We start from the raw sequence: 16,451 nt of genomic DNA, 5'->3' as shown, positions 1-16,451 counted from the left end.
AGATAAACGAATAATTTGTAAATGAATTTTGGAAGATTGTTTTTTTTATTAATTTAATGTTTTTTATTTAAAAACAATCAGGAACCAATTTATGACATTAAAAAAAACCTCCCCAAAAATTCTTTTTTTAATCGTTTCCTCCAGTGTGGTTTTTCTGATGCTTTATGCGGTTTTGTTTTATTATATCAATAAGACAGAGAAAGATGCCTATCAAAATTCGGTTGAATTATTTGAAAGTAAAATTAACGAGTTGTTATTATTAGAATCTAAACCAATTTTAACAGCTTTAAAGAATGATACCAATTGGGATGAATTTGTTGATTTTATTGCTACCAGAGATCAAAAATGGTATGATGAAACCATTGGGAATGAGTTAGGAATCTATGGCGCTGACTATTTAGGAGTCTATGATAAAAATAAAAAGTTTATTACTCGAACACCAACTCAGTTAATTAAAACACTTGATTTTATTCCGAAACAAACAATGGAAGTTTTGGACAAAGTAGGTGTAGGGAAATTTTATATTCATATTCCCGAAGGAATTGCCGAAGTAACAGGTGCAACCATACATCCATCAGACGATCCTTTTAAAAACAAAACAAAACCATCGGGTTATTTTTTTGCAGTACGTTTAGTTAACGTTAAATTTCTTCAAAATTTAGAGAGAATCACTTCTTCTAAAATTAGCTTTTTAAGTAAGAATGATACAGTTACTGAACAAAGACATGTGGTAAGCACCGTTTATTCTTTGAAAAATTCTAAGGGGACACTTATTGGTAAATTACTTTTTGAACGAAAATTTGAAGTCTATTTTGAGAACACTATTCGAATTTTATATATAATTATTGTTGTTTTTATTGTTTATTTAATTTTTAGTGTTTATTACACGCAAAAAATTGTATACAGACCTCTTTATTTAGTTCGAAAGGCATTAGAAAGAGGTAGTAATTCGGCAATAGCTGAGTTAAAAGAAACCACGGGTGAGTTTAGTTATATTGGGAATTTGTTTGAAGAGAACAACAATCAAAAGTTGGCATTAATCAAGGCAAAAATAAAAGCCGAAGAAGGTGATTTGCTAAAAGCGTCTTTTTTGGCCAATTTATCCCATGAAATAAGAACGCCAATGAACGCCATAAATGGGTTTACGGAGCTTATTTTGAATACAGAACTCAATGAAAAAGAACGGATTGAATATTTGAATGTAATTCAAAAAAATGGTAAAAATCTGGTTTCTATTATTGATGATTTAATAGAAATGTCTAAGATTGATGCAAATCAGATTTCGCCTAATTTTAGCGAAATTAATTTAGATTCCTGTATTGAAGAGTTGTACAAAACTGTCAAGGTAACTCTACCTCAAAGCAAGCCTTTGAAATTTAAATTGATAAAAAGTACATCTTTGGCTCAATATAACATCATCACCGACGAAATTAAATTAAAGCAGGTAATCATTAATTTATTGACCAATGCTATTAAATATACTGATGAGGGGCTTGTTGTTTTTAAATATGATATTGATGAAGACCAGCAAATGATTCATTTTACCATTCAAGATACGGGCTCCGGAATTGAGGAGGATCATCATCAGCATGTTTTTGATCGATTTAAGCGTGTTGAGAATGATAGATCTATAGTGGTGGGAGGTTTAGGTTTAGGGCTTTCTATTTCAAAGGCTTATATAGAAATTCTGGGAGGTACTATTAGATTAGAATCAACGGTAGGAGTAGGTTCTACTTTTTATTTTTCTATTCCTTTAAAATATGCAAAGTCAGAGCATATTGTAGTGAAATCTATTAAGGAAAATGATGTGGTAAAATCTGGAAACAAAATTATCTTGATTGCTGAAGATGATAATATTAATTTTTTATTGTTCCAAAAAATGATGAAAGACAAAGATTTTACAATTATTAGAGCTGTAAATGGTCAGGAAGCGGTTGATTATTGCATTAATAATTCCAATATTGATTTGGTTCTTATGGATATTAAAATGCCTATTATGAATGGTTTTGAAGCTATTGAACAAATAAGACCGATTCGTCCACATTTACCAATTATAGCACAAACTGCCTATTCTTCTTCGGAAGATAAGGCTAAGATTGAAAAAGCTGGCTTTGATGATTATATTACCAAACCTTTGAATAGAGAGCGTTTGTTTGAGTTGATAGATAAGTATTAAAATAAAATCATTTTGATGAAAAGTAGCAAAACATTTTCGGTTTTGATTTTAGTACTAGTTTCACTTGTTGGTTTTTCTCAAGAAAAACAACAATCAGAAGATACGTTAGCTGAGGAGAAAAAACTAACTTTTAATGTGGATGTTGTAAGCAGGTATCTCTGGCGTGGACAATGCTGGGGAGGTAATTATCTTGCTGTGCAGCCTTCTGTGGAGTATGCGGTAATTCCTAAATTAACTTTAGGTGTTTGGGCTACGACCAACTTTAAAAGGCAATATTTTTATTCGGATGGGGAGACTTCTTATAAAGGATATCAAGAAATTGATTTTTATGCGAGCTATCAAATTAATGATTTTTTACAATTCCAACTTTGGGATTATTATTGGCCTTCGGTTTCAAAAGTAGCAGGAGTAAGTAATCGATTTTCTGATTTTGGACCAACGAGTTCTCAAACTATTGATGCGATGCTTTATTTTGATTTTTCTGAAGGATACCGGTTTCCTTTTAACGCAACGATAAGTACGTTTATTGGAGGAAATGATTATCGTTATGATAAGAATGATAATCCAAAACACAATTATACCACGTATTTAGAATTGGGCTATACTTTTAATTTATTCGAAAATTCATCACGTGAAATACTTCAAAATATAACATTGGATGCTTCTTCTGGAGTGGTACTAAATAATCAGGCTGAATATTACACCTATGCTGATTATGACAAAGCTTCCTTGGTAAACCTAGCCTTAAAAGCCACGAAAGAGTTTGATTTAGGTAAAGGAATTAACATGCCGATTTCATTGAATTTTGTTCATAATGCGGCAACAAAAAATACTGAATTTTTTGGTAAAGATTTCTTGGTTGCTGGAATTAGTTTTGGGTATTAATTAGTTATTTGATTAGAATAACTATCTTGTTTTTTATTTATATATTTGATTTTTGCAAATATATATTTTATGAAATTAAAGTCAATAGACGAGTTTTATAACGAAATCACCGATTTTTCAAGTGCAGAACAAATTTCTTTATTACCAGATGGTATTCAAAAAGAGATTGGTCATTTCAATGTTTTTAATATCAAAGAACTATATGAAACGTTTAAAGAGAAACCTGTTATGCCTTATGATAGGAGGGCTTATTATAAAATAAGTTTGATAAAGGGTAAGAACAGAGCAGAATATGCAGATAAGGTAATTAATATTGAAAAACATGCCTTGTTATTTGCTACTCCAAAGATTCCATATCATTATGTCCCTCAGGATTTACAACAACAATCTGGACATTTTTGTGTTTTTACAACAGAGTTTTTTACAAAAGATAAAAGTGGAATTGATTTAGAGGGACTTCCGATTTTTCAACCAGATGGGTTTCCAGTTTTTGAAATATCAGATGAGGAAGCTGAAGTAATTGAGTTGATTTTTAAAAAGATACACGCTGAAATTAATTCAGATTATGTGTATAAATACGATTTGATTCGCAACTATGTTTCAGAGTTAATTCATTTTGGACAAAAATTACAACCTGCCACAGCATTGTATTCTAAGCATAATTCGGCAGCAAGAGTTGCTTCTCTTTTTGCAGAATTATTAGAAAGACAATTCCCTATTGAATCTCCACGTCAAAGGTTAGAACTACGAACGGCTAAAGATTATGCCAGTCGTTTGTCTATTCATGTCAATCATTTGAATAAGGTGTTGAAAGAAAATACAGGAAAAACAACAACAGAATTAATTAGTAAACGTTTAATTAATGAGGCAAAAATTTTATTGAAAGAAACCGATTGGAATGTTTCTGAAATTGCCTATTCACTAGGATTCGAGGAGTTGGCTCATTTTTCTAATTTTTTCAAAAAACAAACTACTTTGACGCCAATGTCTTTTAGAGTTTGAATTGTGTGATTTGAATTTTGCAAATTATCGATTGATATTTACAATTATTGCGCTTTCATTCATTCTTAATTTTGTCTTATTAATTTAAAACAAATTTTAAGATGGAATTTAAAGAAAATAAAATAGCTCTTGTTACTGGTGGAAGTCGCGGATTAGGAAAAGAAATGGCTTTGAGTCTTGCTAAAAAAGGACTTGATGTGTTATTAACCTATCACAGTAAAATTGATGAAGCACAATTAGTTGTAGCTGAAATTGAAAAAATAGGACAAAAAGCGGTGGCTATTCCCTTGAATGTAGCTGAATCAAGTAGTTTTGACTCGTTTTTCCAAAAAACAACAATCGCTTTGAAAGGAACTTTTGGTAAGGATAAATTTGATTTTTTAGTGAATAATGCAGGTGTTGGAGCTCATGAAAGTTTTATGACTACTACAGAGGCACAACTTGATAATATGTTTAATATTCATTTTAAGGGGGTCTTTATTTTAACTCAAAAAGCATTGATGTTAATGAATGATGGTGGTGGAATAGTGAACATTTCGTCCGGGCTTACTCGTTTTTCATTTCCTGGTTATGCAGCTTATGCGAGTATGAAAACAGCAATGGAAACTTTGACAAAATACCAAGCGAAGGAATTAGGAGAGAGAAAAATTAGAGTTAATATTGTTGCTCCAGGAGCTATAGAAACTGATTTTGGTGGAGGTGTTGTTCGTGATAATGAGCAGTTGAATCAGTATATTGCTTCTGTAACAGCTCTAGGAAGAGTTGGTTTGCCAGATGATATTGGCAGTGTAGTAGCATTTTTGTGTACTGATGATGCAAAGTGGGTCAATGCACAACGTATTGAAGTTTCAGGCGGAATGAATTTGTAATTATAGCTTGACAGATAAAATGAAAAGCTTCCAATCTTAATAGGTTGGAAGCTTTTTTTATTTTGTTGAAATTGGCTTAATTTTTCAAATCTTTAATTACTTTGAATGCCACATCTACTTGTTCTTCACTCACTAAAATGGTAAATTCGTTAGATGTTGAAATAACCTCGTTAATGATAATTCCTTCCCAAGCCAAACGTTGGAAAATAAAATAGTAAATTCCAGGAATCACGATGTTTTCTTTTGGCAATTTAACTGTAATAGAAGCAAGGTTATCTAATTTCTGAATTAGTTTTTCGTTAGAAAAATGTTTGTCAACTAGTTTGTTTACGGTATTGCTTACTACAATATTAATTTCATTTACTCCTCTTGAAGAAGTATAAAAAACATCTGGAAAACCGTTGATGTCCGAAATTAATTCAGCTTGTTTGTTTAAAACGGTTTCAGAAACAGCAAAAGTATAGTCTGTCAAAGCCGAACGAACCGTAATTTCGCCTATGTTTTTGATGACTTTGTTGATTTTATGATTCAATCTAAAATCCAATTCTTCGGTTAATCTTTTTAAAGACATTACAACCGCGCCCTGTTTTACTTCTTTACCAAATTCACTCTCTAATTCCGACATGATGTTTCTGGATAAAGAGGTTAAATTGATGATTCCAAGTGACAATGCATTCAATAAAAATGGTTTTGTTTTGATGTAATTCTCGACAATTGAAGAAACAGTTTTCATAATTATATAGGTGTTTTTACTTAGTTTTTAAATCGATTTACTTAGTTAAATCGTTAAAAATATGGGCAAATATAATAAAAAAAACAATTTGTTACAAAAATAACACTAGAAATTATAGTTAAAAGTGATAAAAAGAGTCTGTAAGGTGTTCAATTACAAAAGATTTATTCTCTTTGTGGATGGCAATTATGTCAAATCTGACGTTGATATCGAGATCTTTTTCAACTACGTAGTTGTCTACAGCTTTCGTAAGTAGTTTTATTTTTTTTGAATTTACAAAGTCTTGTGGTAGACCAAATTCAAGAGAAGATCGTGTTTTTACTTCTATAATTGCCAGTGTATCATCTATTTGAGCAATAATGTCTATTTCTGCTTTTTGGAATGTCCAGTTGGTTTCTAAAATGGTATAGCCGTTGTTTTTTAAAAAATCAACAGCTAATTCTTCGCCTAGTTTTCCTAATTCGTTATGCTCCGCCATTGCTGTCTTTGTTTAACATATAAGTCATATAAGTTTTTTTTCTCTTATATGTTCTTATATGATCTAATTAAAAAATACAAGTTATATAAGTTTATTAAGTTCCGTGATCATTTATTCTTGTATTGGCTTGTATGACTTATATGGTAAAAATTAATTAATCTTGAAATTTTAGCGTACTTTTTACAGGAGTAACTTCCATATAAACTGTACTGCCCAGAATCAATGCTCTATTGTCTTGAATGTGTCCAGCAGGAAAATTATAAATTACAGGAATGTGGTATTTTTTAGTAACATCTTCAATAATTTCAACGGCATTTTTCCCCCAAGGAATATCATTGTCTTTCATTTTAGTCATAGAACCCACTACGATTCCTTTGATGCTTTCCAGGCAGCCATTGCGTTTTAGGTTCATCATCATACGATCAATATGGTATAAATACTCATCTAAATCTTCAATGAATAAAATTTTACCCTGACAATCAATTGCTGATGGAGAACCAAACAGGCTGTATAAAATAGATAAGTTTCCGCCCACTAATTCGCCTTTGGCTGTTCCTATTCTATTCATTGGGTCAGAAGGAATTTCATAACTTAAAGCTTCTTTAAATAAAGCACGTCTTAAAGTTTCTTTGGCTTCAGCTGTTGCTCTTGGAGCGGTAACAGGCATGATGCCATGAATGGTTTTGTACCCTAAAGTGTTCAGATGATTGTGTAAAACAGTAATGTCACTAAAACCTACAATCCATTTTGGATTTAGTTTGAATTGTGTAAAATCTAAGGCATCAATAATTCGTACCGTTCCATAACCTCCTTTTACACACCAAATAGCTTTGATGTTTGGATTGTCCAGTTGGGCTTGAAAATCAGCAGTTCTTTGTTCATCGGTACCGGCCAGTTGGTTGTTGTCTAAGCCAATGCTATTACCAATAACCACTTCAAGTCCCCAGCTGTGCAATAAATCGATGGCGGGTTTTAAATTATTGTCTGTATATTTTCGGGCGGTAGCTACAATGGCAACGGTGTCTCCTTTTTGTAAAGCGGCTGGTGTAATCATTTGTTGTTGGGCTTGACTATTGAAAGTTTGAAAAATAAAAATCAGGAATACACAAAATGTTCGGTTTGTTTTTAAAAATCGAGGAGTAAGCATATTGTTGTTTTTCCTGAGTAAATATAAATTTAAAATGCCTTTGCGAAGCATCCAAACAAAGATAACTAAATTCAAAAAATAATATATTGCAAATTGTATGAAATAGATTAATTTTACTAAAGCACTTTAAATTGAGGTTGTTATGCGAATTTTAAGAGTGATTGTAATTGTTGCTTTTTTGTTTTTAGTTCAAATGGGATTTTCGCAGCAAAAAAGCTATCGAATCCATACCGTTGCATTTTATAATTTCGAGAATCTTTTTGACACTATCAATGATTTGCATACAAATGATGATGAATGGACGCCGCAGGGAAAACAGCGCTGGACATCTCAAAAATACCATCAAAAATTACAAAATCTAGCACGTGTTTTAGTTGAAATTGGAAAACCGGAAAACTTTAATTCGCCCACATTGATAGCTTGTTCCGAAATTGAAAACCGTGGCGTGCTGGAAGATTTAGTACTGCAGTCTAAAATGGCAATGCAGGATTATGGAATGATTCATTTTGATTCGCCAGACAAAAGGGGAATTGATGTAGCATTGTTGTTTCAAAAGAAATATTTCTTGCCCACTTCTTTTACCAATATCCCACTTTATATTTATAAAAAAAGAATCGAACATCTAGAAACAGTTGCGGTTACTGAAGATGACGACGATATTGTTGAAAATAATTATGAGAATCGCGTTTTTACCAGAGACCAACTTTTAGTGACAGGCTTTTTGGATGGTGAAGAAATTCATATCATTGTCAATCACTGGCCGTCGCGTTCGGGTGGAGAGAAAAAATCTAGTCCATTTCGAGAAGCTGCTGGAATGCTAAATCGAAAAATTATTGATTCACTGCAAAAGATAAATCCAAATGCCAAAGTAATTACCCTCGGCGATTTAAACGATGGTCCTTTTAATAACAGCATCAAAAAAGCTTTGGGAGCTAAAGCCTATAAAAAAGATGTTCCTGAATTGGGGATTTATAATCCTTTTGAAGAAATGGCTAAAAAAGGTTTGGGGACAATTGCTTACCGAGATTCCTGGGATATTTTTGACCAAATTATGGTTACGCAATCACTTATAAAAAACGATTTTTCAACTTATCAATATTGGAAAGCAGGCATTTTTAACAAAAGTTATTTGATTCAAAATTCAGGACAATACAAAGGCTATCCCAAACGGCATTCGGCAACAGAAGTCGGTTTTAGTGACCATTTTCCCGTGTATATTTATTTGATTAAAGAAGCAAAATGATGTTTTTTGCTTTTCAGCTAGTTACACAGAGATTCGCAAAGTAAACGCTAAGTTTCGCTAAGAATTTATTTCAACCTGTTTCTTTGCGTATCTCTGCGGTTTTCTTTGAGAATCTTCGTGAAACCAAAATTGAAACCAAAATTCTTTTTTTCGTACCTTAGCATTTCTCAAAAATAATATAAAATGGCAATTTCAAGACCTTTTAACCTGACTAAATGGATTGACGAAAACCGTCAATTGTTAAAACCTCCTGTTGGAAATAAAAACTTATACATGGATTCAGGCGATTATATCGTAATGATTGTTGCGGGTCCAAACGCCCGAAAAGATTTTCATTACAATGAAACCGAAGAATTGTTTTATCAGTTGGAAGGTTCTATAGAAGTTCACATTCAGGAAGATGGCGAGCGTCATGTTTTAGAACTCAATCCAGGCGATATGTATTTGCATCCCGCAACAATTCCGCATTCTCCCGTTCGTTCCGAAGGTTCTATCGGTTTGGTTATTGAGCGCAAAAGAGCCAAACAAGGTTTTGTAGATGGATTGTTGTGGTATTGTGATAATTGCAATCATAAATTGCACGAAGTCTATTTTGAACTCAATAATATCGAAAAAGATTTCTTGCCTCATTTTGAAAAGTATTATAATTCAGAAGAACTCCGTACTTGCGAAAAATGCGGAACAGTTATGGAAACCGATTCAAGATTTACAGCCAAAAAATAATTTTTTTCAGGAGCTATTTCCCGTTATCCGCTCTATCTTTTCCTGCTTAAAGAAAGCAGGAAAAGGATGCCGCTGCTACCGGGGCTAATAAAACGAAACGTATTAATATCATGTCAACAATCGCAACACAATTTGGAATAAAAGAAGCATTAACCCAATTAGGAATCCAAGAATTGAATGATGGAACATCAACTGGTGTCAACTGTTTTTCAAATGGGGAAATTCTGGAAAGTTATTCACCGGTAGATGGCCAATTGATTGCAAAAGTAAGAACGACTTCCGCAGCCGATTACGAAAAAGTAATGCAAACTGCTACTGAAGCTTTTAAAACTTTCCGATTGATGCCAGCACCGCAACGTGGTGAAATTGTACGTCAGTTTGGTGAAAAATTACGCCAGAATAAAGGAGCTTTAGGTAAATTGGTTTCTTACGAAATGGGGAAGTCACTCCAAGAAGGCTATGGAGAAGTTCAGGAAATGATTGATATTTGTGATTTTGCCGTTGGACTTTCCCGACAATTACACGGATTAACCATGCATTCAGAAAGACCCAATCATAGAATGTATGAACAATACCATTCTTTAGGTGTGGTGGGAATTATATCGGCATTCAATTTTCCAGTAGCCGTTTGGGCTTGGAACACTGCTTTGGCTTTAGTTTGTGGTGATGTTTGTGTTTGGAAACCCTCAGAGAAAACGCCGTTGTGTGGAATTGCTTGTCAAAATATTTTAACTCAGGTTTTACAAGAAAATAATTTGCCTGAAGGGATTTCATGCTTAATTAATGGTGATTTCAAGATAGGAGAATTATTGACTAACGATTCCAGGATTCCATTAATTTCTGCTACAGGATCTACACGTATGGGCAAAATTGTAGCGCAAACAGTAGCTGCTCGTTTAGGGAAAACTTTATTGGAATTAGGCGGAAACAATGCCATTATTGTTACTCCCGATGCCGATATTAAAATGACCATAATTGGGGCTGTTTTTGGGGCTGTCGGAACAGCAGGTCAGCGTTGTACTTCAACACGTCGTTTAATTGTTCACGAAAGTATTTATGATAAAGTGGCAGCTGCTTTGGTTGCGGCTTACCAACAATTGCGAATTGGGAATCCATTGGACGAAAACAATCATGTAGGACCATTAATTGACACTGATGCTGTAGAAAAATACAACAAAGCTTTAGAAAAAGCAGTGGCTGAAGGAGCCAAAATTCTTGTGAATGGTGCTGTGCTTTCTGGCGAAGGTTACGAAAGTGAGTGTTACGTAAAGCCTGCTATTGTAGAAGCCGAAAACACTTTTGAAATTGTACAATGCGAAACTTTTGCTCCTATTTTGTATTTGCTAAAATATTCTGGAGCAGTAGAAAATGCTATCGCTATTCAAAATAATGTTGCTCAAGGATTGTCATCAGCAATTATGACGAACAACTTGCGTGAAGCGGAACTTTTCTTGTCTACAGCAGGTTCTGATTGCGGAATTGCTAATGTAAATATTGGAACTTCTGGTGCCGAAATTGGTGGTGCTTTTGGTGGTGAAAAAGAAACAGGCGGTGGTCGGGAATCAGGTTCAGATGCCTGGAAAGTCTATATGCGAAGACAAACTAATACCATTAATTATGGAACTACTTTGCCTTTAGCTCAGGGAATAAGGTTTGATTTGTAATGTAATTTATTCCACTTCCTTTTTGTTCTAAATTTAGTTTATTAGTTAAATAACTAATTATTCTGTATTAATTTGTGTTTTCAATAGTGGTGTTTTTTTGTCTAGCTGTGTTATCCTCTATAGAAGCATCTTGAATTTTAATTTTAATATATTCAATCCCATTTTCACGAGCAGTTTTGTCTTTAAAAAGCTTACTTATTCCTAAAATTTGACCATTGGAGGATTTTAAGTTAAAATAACATTCGTCTTCGGGAGTTCTTTTTCTAAAAAACTTAGAATCATCTTGTGAGTTTCGTTTTATAGATTCTATTGCTTTCATACACAAAGTTTTATTTTTGTACCCTGATTTGCTCAAAATTGATTGTCTGTTTTTATCTATAAAATCATAATTGAATTCTCCTTTCTGATTTTTGCTTACTACAAATTTTTCCATTTTTATTTAATTTTCTTCTCTTATTTAGTCATTAAAAATAATTTTAAAAGTAGTTCCTTCTCCTAGTTTACTTTCTACACTAATTTGTCCATTCATAGATTCAATTTGATTTTTTGTTATATATAAACCAATACCATTTGCATTTTCGTGTTTATGGAATGTTTTATACATTCCAAATAACATATCACCATATTTATCTAAATCAATACCTAAACCATTATCATTAATAGTTAAAACCTTTTTTTGGTTTTCTTCAATAAGAAACTCAAAAGTTATTATTGGAAATCGTTCAGGATGAGCGTATTTAATAGCATTAGTGCTAAGGTTTAATAGCACACTTTCTAAGTAAGCTGGGTTAAAATTAACCATAGAATCTTTAGGAACTTTGTTTATAATTGTAGCTTTTTTTTCAAGGCTGTAACTGTTAATTATTTTATAGTTTTTTTCAAGATAAAAGTTTAGATCTAGAGGTTCTTTGATAATATCTATATTATTCTGAATGTTGATAATTTGCGAAATATGGGTAATAGTATCATTCAAGTCGTTAGAAACAGTTCGTAGATGACTTCTATACTCTTCTTTAATAAGGTTGCTTTCTTCTGAATCAATCAAGTCTAAAAGCATTTTGATATTTCCTGTATGTGTTTTTAAATTGTGTGAAACAATATGAGAAAAATTCATTAAGCGTCTATTTTGTTCACTGTATTGTTTAACTTTTTGTGTTAGCTCTAATTGTTTTTCATTTTGGCTACGAATATTAGTATTTACTCTTAAATTTTTCTTGTTGTTTTTTATAGATTTAGCTTTCAATAAAATCCATTTGTGTTTTTTACTTAACCTTAAAACACGATGTGAGTAACCATAAAAAGTCTTTTTTTTAAGATTTTGCTGAGTTTTTATATTGTTTTTGTCTGATGGACTAAAAAGGCTTTCATTCGTTTTATGTTCTTCAAGTGAATTTGAATTGAAAATAGTTACATAAAATACAACGTAACCTTTTGATTTCGTTTTTGTTTTTACAAAGACTTTAAAAGTACACAAACCTTTTTCAGGGAGTTCAAGTCTAAATTCAATTTCTCCTTTATTTTGATTTTTTTTGAGTTGTGTAAATAAGCGAAGCACTTTTATTTTATCTTCTCTACAAATTCTACTATAGATTAATGGTAAAATGGTTTCTGAGATAAAGTTATTTGGTATTTCAAAGAGTTTATAAGCTGATTCACTTATTAATATTTTTTGAAAATGATTATCAGAAGAAATTTTAAAAATGAACATTTCTTCTGATAAATCTTCAAATAATTTTTTATGAAAATCATTTAAATTTTTAGTTTCATAGACATTGTCAAAATGAGGTTTCATATATTATTTGTTTTAGAATAAGATTAGTGTAACAATCAAGAGATTGGTCTTTTTCTATTTGAATTTCCCTTTGAATTATCAGTTTTTAAGGGATAGTTATCTAAAATGAAATAAATTAGCCAACGGATTTCTTGAAAACAATTTGTTTTTTTAAGCTGCATTTTAATTGCTCTTTATGAATGTAATTGAGTTGAGTATCTTTTTGGGTTTAATTTTTTTTTGTTAAGATGATTGGCTTAGGTTTTATAAATTAAAATTTATAAGTAATTCCAATTTTACCACCGCTAGTTGCGTTTCCTCCTCCTAATTCTAGATTGATGCCTAGCTTATCATTAAAAAAGTACCTTCCACCAATTTGAGCACCCAAACCAATATCCGAATCGTTATTTGCTTTATAAGCATCATTTTCATAGTTCCAGATATAATAATTGAGACCAAGTCCTGCGTAAAAATCCCATTGGTTAGGAATTTCTAAAACGCGATTAAAATGGTAATTGCTATTAATGCCAACCCCTGTTACAGATGATTTGTATTTTGAGTTTCCATAATTTTGAGTTTTTGAACGATAGGATAGTTCTCCACCTATAGTAATGTCTTCATGAATACCATAATCTAGACCAATGTATACAGGAGTCCCCCAACTTGAGAATCCTACTCCTGCATTCAACTGCGTATGTCCTTTTTTTAATCTTCCTTGTGCAAATGTTCCAATAGTGATGAAGCTAAAAGCTAATAATAGAATGTTTTTTTTCATGTTTTACAAATTTTTGACTTTAGAGTACAATTAAAATTCACGTAATTTTTATTCATGAATCAATTGTTTTAGCATAATTACTTGTTAGGTTAGTACATTTAAATTCAAACTGTATTAGTTTGATTGTACAAATGTAATTGCTCTAAAACCTATAATTTGTAGTGGATTCAGTAAACATTGGTAGAATTATTTCTACAAGAAATGCAACAGAATTGTGTTGATGAAATAAATAATTAAGAGTAGTCAAATGGGCAAATGAATAGTAATCGAAAAATTATACTTTTTCATCATTATATAGGCGGAAAAGTTCAATCAATTCAGCTAGATTGTCGATCTCAAGTTTTTCTAATATTCTATTTTTAAATGTACTAACTGTTGTTTTTTTAATATTTAAAAGATCGGATATTTCTAGATTTCCATAACCTTTAATTAGCATTTTTGCTACTTCTAATTCTCTGTTTGATAATTGTTCTATCGGATTAATTGGTGATTTTGAGATATAAGAATCTAAAATTTTATCTTTTACATTTTGGGTTAGGTATTTTCCCGATATGGTCATACTGGTGATGGCTTGTTTCAATTCTTCTTCGGAACATCCTTTGTTTAAATATCCAGAAGCTCCCGAATTTAGATATCGTAAAGCATAAATATCTTCGTTATAGGCGGTGAAAATTAAAATTTTAATTTGTGGTCGTATATTTTTTATATCCTTAATGATATTAATGCTATTTCCTTCAGGGAAATTAATATCAAGGATTAATAAATCAACATTAGTTTCATTTAATATTTTTAAAGTGTCTTTAAAATTACCTGATACGTAAATTTTAGGATTTAAAAACAACTCATTTATCAATAGAGAAACACCTTGTCGAACGATACTATGATCGTCGGAAATTAAAAAGATATGATTATTTGGTAATTTCATATTTTGCTAAATAAATTATAAATAATGGCTTTAAATTTTGCTTAGTATTAGATTAAATTCTATTGTTGTGCCTTTGCCTTCTTCACTTTTAACTTTGATTTCTCCATCAAACAATTCAACTATTTCTTTACATAAATTTAGACCTAATCCAACACCTAAATTTTCTACTTTATTAGAGACTGTTCCTTGATAGTAGGATTCAAAAATGTTTTTCAAATCATTTGGGTTTATACCTACTCCATCATCAGTTACTTCAATATTAAGGTTCATTTCATAATCTGAAATATTTTGATTATTGATTTTTACTAATATATTTCCGTTTTCGGTAAACTTATTAGCATTTCCAATTATATTATAAAATAGTTGATGGATTTTTGTAACATCTGTGCATACTTCACAATCCGAATCTAGATTAGAAAGAATACTTATTTTATTTCCTTTAACTTCAGCTAAAGAAGTCAGAGAATTGATTATTTGATAGATTTCGGTTTTTAAATAAAGGTTTTTGTTTTTTAGTTTTAGTTTTTTGTTTTCGTCCTTAGAATATTCTAAAATTTGATTTGATAACAGAAGTAGCGAATTTGTAGTGAATTCAATCGATTTGAAAGTGTCTTTTAATTCTTTTTCTTTAATTATTGAACTAACTTTTCTACTATACATTGATATTATACTCAAAGGAGATCGAATTTCATGACTAATCATCCCCATAATTCGGTTTTTAAAAATTAAATTTTGGTGTATTTGATTTTGGGCATTTATCAGTCTTTTTTCATATTCAAAAGCTACGTGAGTAAAACTTAAGAGAATAATAGATACAATAAACATTACTATAATCAAGAATATTATAGAATAATTTCTAATTGCTTTGTTTGACTTGTATTGCTTAACGATGTTTGTTTCATTCGCATTTTGTAGTAAATTGGCTGAATTTCTATAATTAGAAATAATATTTTGACTGATATTTAATAGTTCATTGTTAAGTTTTATTAATTGAGAATCTTTGTTTCTTAAGTCTAAAAGTGTTTTTTTTAGATTAATAAATTCATTTTGATAATAGTTGTTTGTTTTATTAAAAACATTTTTTAGTTGATCTTCAATGCCGCCAGTTATCACTCCATCTTTATATTTCATAGTAACAACGGTATTGAGTTGTTCTTTCTGAATATTAAGCCTTCCTGCAAAAGCATCTCCAAGTCGGGCTAATAATCCCTTTCTAGAAACACTATCTACTTTGATATAGGAGTTTGTTTTTACGCTATCTAAAATTTTTTTTGATTCAAAACGGGTAAATTTAAATAGCTTAGATGTGTCATCACGACTTTTGTAAATTTGACCATTGATAATCGAATCAATGGAAGCTTTTAAAATTAAAATTTCAGCTTCAGTTTGATTTTTTTTTACAATTATATTTTTATAGGCTCGATTTCCATTGGTAAAAATACGTATGCTGTCTAATAGATGACTAATTTCATTTATGGATGCAGAATACTTTTTGTACGAAATATCATCTTTATTGCCAAGGTAATCGTTAAAGTACACTTGCGATTGAATTAAAGAAGCATTTACAAAATGTGTATAATTAATTACTTTATTTGAAGATGAAATGTCATCAAGAGCCTTTGTTAATTTTGTTTCATTTTTGTTTTCGTTATACCAAATTATTACAGCTATAATTTGTAGTAAAATAACACTAGTTAATAATGTGTAATGTATTACTTTTCGATGCTCAAATTTTAATTTTTTTAAATAAAAAGCATTAGATAGTTTGAGTTTTTTTGTCAAAATTTTTTTAATTTAAGATATAGCTTTATGAAATGAATTGATATTTAAAATCATATCGAAAATTCTCTACTCGATAATTATATTGCTTACAAAAAATGATAGCAAAGTCTACATAATCTTATATAGAATGAGTTAAAGTAGATCTGGGCAAATCTCTTAAATGGTTAAAAAGGCTTATTATATGTGATAAATGAGCCTATATAACTATAATGCAAATTTAGATATATTAACGTTTTTAGTTGTAAAATATCCCATGATTTCATGTAGAATTTGTTCTA

At 30.9% G+C, this 16,451-nt stretch carries 15 protein-coding genes; 7 read left to right on the top strand and 8 right to left on the bottom strand.

The window, feature by feature from the left end; translation table 11 throughout:
- Nucleotides 1-91: 91 nt before the first annotated feature.
- From AC4FRF_RS02880 to AC4FRF_RS02865, 4 genes are all read left to right on the top strand, one after another.
- Complete coding sequence (locus AC4FRF_RS02880) at nucleotides 92-2,176, top strand: ATP-binding protein (RefSeq protein ID WP_491157947.1); 2,085 nt, start codon at nucleotides 92-94, stop codon at nucleotides 2,174-2,176.
- A 15-nt stretch (nucleotides 2,177-2,191) separates the two neighbouring features.
- Nucleotides 2,192-3,061, top strand: a complete 870-nt coding sequence (locus AC4FRF_RS02875; RefSeq protein ID WP_491157946.1) for a TorF family putative porin — start codon at nucleotides 2,192-2,194, stop codon at nucleotides 3,059-3,061.
- A 69-nt stretch (nucleotides 3,062-3,130) separates the two neighbouring features.
- Nucleotides 3,131-4,063, top strand: a complete 933-nt coding sequence (locus AC4FRF_RS02870) for a helix-turn-helix domain-containing protein (RefSeq protein WP_491157945.1) — start codon at nucleotides 3,131-3,133, stop codon at nucleotides 4,061-4,063.
- A 101-nt stretch (nucleotides 4,064-4,164) separates the two neighbouring features.
- Nucleotides 4,165-4,932: an SDR family NAD(P)-dependent oxidoreductase gene (locus AC4FRF_RS02865; RefSeq protein ID WP_491157944.1), complete on the top strand. Its 768-nt coding sequence runs from the start codon at nucleotides 4,165-4,167 to the stop codon at nucleotides 4,930-4,932.
- Between the two features lie 76 nt (nucleotides 4,933-5,008).
- Here AC4FRF_RS02865 and AC4FRF_RS02860 read toward each other — a convergent pair whose 3' ends face one another.
- The 3 genes from AC4FRF_RS02860 to AC4FRF_RS02850 form a co-directional block, all read right to left on the bottom strand.
- Nucleotides 5,009-5,665 (bottom strand): aspartate kinase, encoded by a 657-nt coding sequence (locus AC4FRF_RS02860; RefSeq protein WP_071184243.1) that lies wholly within the window; start codon nucleotides 5,663-5,665, stop codon nucleotides 5,009-5,011.
- A gap of 118 nt (nucleotides 5,666-5,783) precedes the next feature.
- Nucleotides 5,784-6,143, bottom strand: a complete 360-nt coding sequence (locus tag AC4FRF_RS02855) for a YraN family protein (RefSeq protein WP_491157943.1) — start codon at nucleotides 6,141-6,143, stop codon at nucleotides 5,784-5,786.
- Nucleotides 6,144-6,297: 154 nt separating this feature from the next.
- Nucleotides 6,298-7,197: a S66 peptidase family protein gene (locus AC4FRF_RS02850; RefSeq protein WP_491157942.1), complete on the bottom strand. Its 900-nt coding sequence runs from the start codon at nucleotides 7,195-7,197 to the stop codon at nucleotides 6,298-6,300.
- 235 nt (nucleotides 7,198-7,432) lie between these two features.
- On the opposite strand from AC4FRF_RS02850, the gene AC4FRF_RS02845 reads away from it, so the two are divergent.
- From AC4FRF_RS02845 to amaB, 3 genes are all read left to right on the top strand, one after another.
- Complete coding sequence (locus AC4FRF_RS02845) at nucleotides 7,433-8,533, top strand: endonuclease/exonuclease/phosphatase family protein (protein WP_491157941.1); 1,101 nt, start codon at nucleotides 7,433-7,435, stop codon at nucleotides 8,531-8,533.
- A 183-nt stretch (nucleotides 8,534-8,716) separates the two neighbouring features.
- Nucleotides 8,717-9,256, top strand: a complete 540-nt coding sequence (locus tag AC4FRF_RS02840; protein WP_491157940.1) for a 3-hydroxyanthranilate 3,4-dioxygenase — start codon at nucleotides 8,717-8,719, stop codon at nucleotides 9,254-9,256.
- Between the two features lie 110 nt (nucleotides 9,257-9,366).
- A complete protein-coding gene (gene amaB, locus AC4FRF_RS02835) occupies nucleotides 9,367-10,920 on the top strand; it encodes an L-piperidine-6-carboxylate dehydrogenase (protein ID WP_491157939.1) in 1,554 nt (517 codons plus the stop codon).
- A gap of 67 nt (nucleotides 10,921-10,987) precedes the next feature.
- Here amaB and AC4FRF_RS02830 read toward each other — a convergent pair whose 3' ends face one another.
- From AC4FRF_RS02830 to AC4FRF_RS02810, 5 genes are all read right to left on the bottom strand, one after another.
- Complete coding sequence (locus AC4FRF_RS02830) at nucleotides 10,988-11,353, bottom strand: YegP family protein (RefSeq protein ID WP_491157938.1); 366 nt, start codon at nucleotides 11,351-11,353, stop codon at nucleotides 10,988-10,990.
- Between the two features lie 24 nt (nucleotides 11,354-11,377).
- On the bottom strand, nucleotides 11,378-12,712 hold the full coding sequence (locus AC4FRF_RS02825) for a sensor histidine kinase (RefSeq protein ID WP_491157937.1): 1,335 nt from the start codon (nucleotides 12,710-12,712) through the stop codon (nucleotides 11,378-11,380).
- A 250-nt stretch (nucleotides 12,713-12,962) separates the two neighbouring features.
- Entirely contained in the window at nucleotides 12,963-13,466 is a 504-nt protein-coding gene (locus tag AC4FRF_RS02820) for an outer membrane beta-barrel protein (RefSeq protein ID WP_491157936.1), read from the bottom strand.
- Between the two features lie 274 nt (nucleotides 13,467-13,740).
- Complete coding sequence (locus AC4FRF_RS02815; RefSeq protein WP_491157935.1) at nucleotides 13,741-14,391, bottom strand: response regulator; 651 nt, start codon at nucleotides 14,389-14,391, stop codon at nucleotides 13,741-13,743.
- A gap of 30 nt (nucleotides 14,392-14,421) precedes the next feature.
- Entirely contained in the window at nucleotides 14,422-16,173 is a 1,752-nt protein-coding gene (locus AC4FRF_RS02810; RefSeq protein WP_491157934.1) for a sensor histidine kinase, read from the bottom strand.
- Nucleotides 16,174-16,451 lie beyond the last annotated feature (278 nt).

It is taken from the genome of Flavobacterium sp. ST-158 (genome assembly GCF_058309975.1).
Note: the sequence above shows the minus strand (reverse complement) of the source record. Positions and strands in the feature narration are given on the sequence as shown.

Bases quoted from the DNA above. Each gene is read 5' to 3' on its own strand.
- AC4FRF_RS02850 (WP_491157942.1), bottom strand. From the start codon at position 7,197: ATGATTACACCAGCCGCTTTACAAAAAGGAGACACCGTTGCCATTGTA.
- AC4FRF_RS02815 (WP_491157935.1), bottom strand. From the start codon at position 14,391: ATGAAATTACCAAATAATCATATCTTTTTAATTTCCGACGATCATAGT.
- AC4FRF_RS02820 (WP_491157936.1), bottom strand. From the start codon at position 13,466: ATGAAAAAAAACATTCTATTATTAGCTTTTAGCTTCATCACTATTGGA.
- AC4FRF_RS02845 (WP_491157941.1), top strand. From the start codon at position 7,433: ATGCGAATTTTAAGAGTGATTGTAATTGTTGCTTTTTTGTTTTTAGTT.
- AC4FRF_RS02865 (WP_491157944.1), top strand. From the start codon at position 4,165: ATGGAATTTAAAGAAAATAAAATAGCTCTTGTTACTGGTGGAAGTCGC.
- AC4FRF_RS02870 (WP_491157945.1), top strand. From the start codon at position 3,131: ATGAAATTAAAGTCAATAGACGAGTTTTATAACGAAATCACCGATTTT.
- AC4FRF_RS02875 (WP_491157946.1), top strand. From the start codon at position 2,192: ATGAAAAGTAGCAAAACATTTTCGGTTTTGATTTTAGTACTAGTTTCA.
- amaB (WP_491157939.1), top strand. From the start codon at position 9,367: ATGTCAACAATCGCAACACAATTTGGAATAAAAGAAGCATTAACCCAA.
- AC4FRF_RS02880 (WP_491157947.1), top strand. From the start codon at position 92: ATGACATTAAAAAAAACCTCCCCAAAAATTCTTTTTTTAATCGTTTCC.
- AC4FRF_RS02825 (WP_491157937.1), bottom strand. From the start codon at position 12,712: ATGAAACCTCATTTTGACAATGTCTATGAAACTAAAAATTTAAATGAT.
- AC4FRF_RS02860 (WP_071184243.1), bottom strand. From the start codon at position 5,665: ATGAAAACTGTTTCTTCAATTGTCGAGAATTACATCAAAACAAAACCA.
- AC4FRF_RS02840 (WP_491157940.1), top strand. From the start codon at position 8,717: ATGGCAATTTCAAGACCTTTTAACCTGACTAAATGGATTGACGAAAAC.
- AC4FRF_RS02855 (WP_491157943.1), bottom strand. From the start codon at position 6,143: ATGGCGGAGCATAACGAATTAGGAAAACTAGGCGAAGAATTAGCTGTT.
- AC4FRF_RS02830 (WP_491157938.1), bottom strand. From the start codon at position 11,353: ATGGAAAAATTTGTAGTAAGCAAAAATCAGAAAGGAGAATTCAATTAT.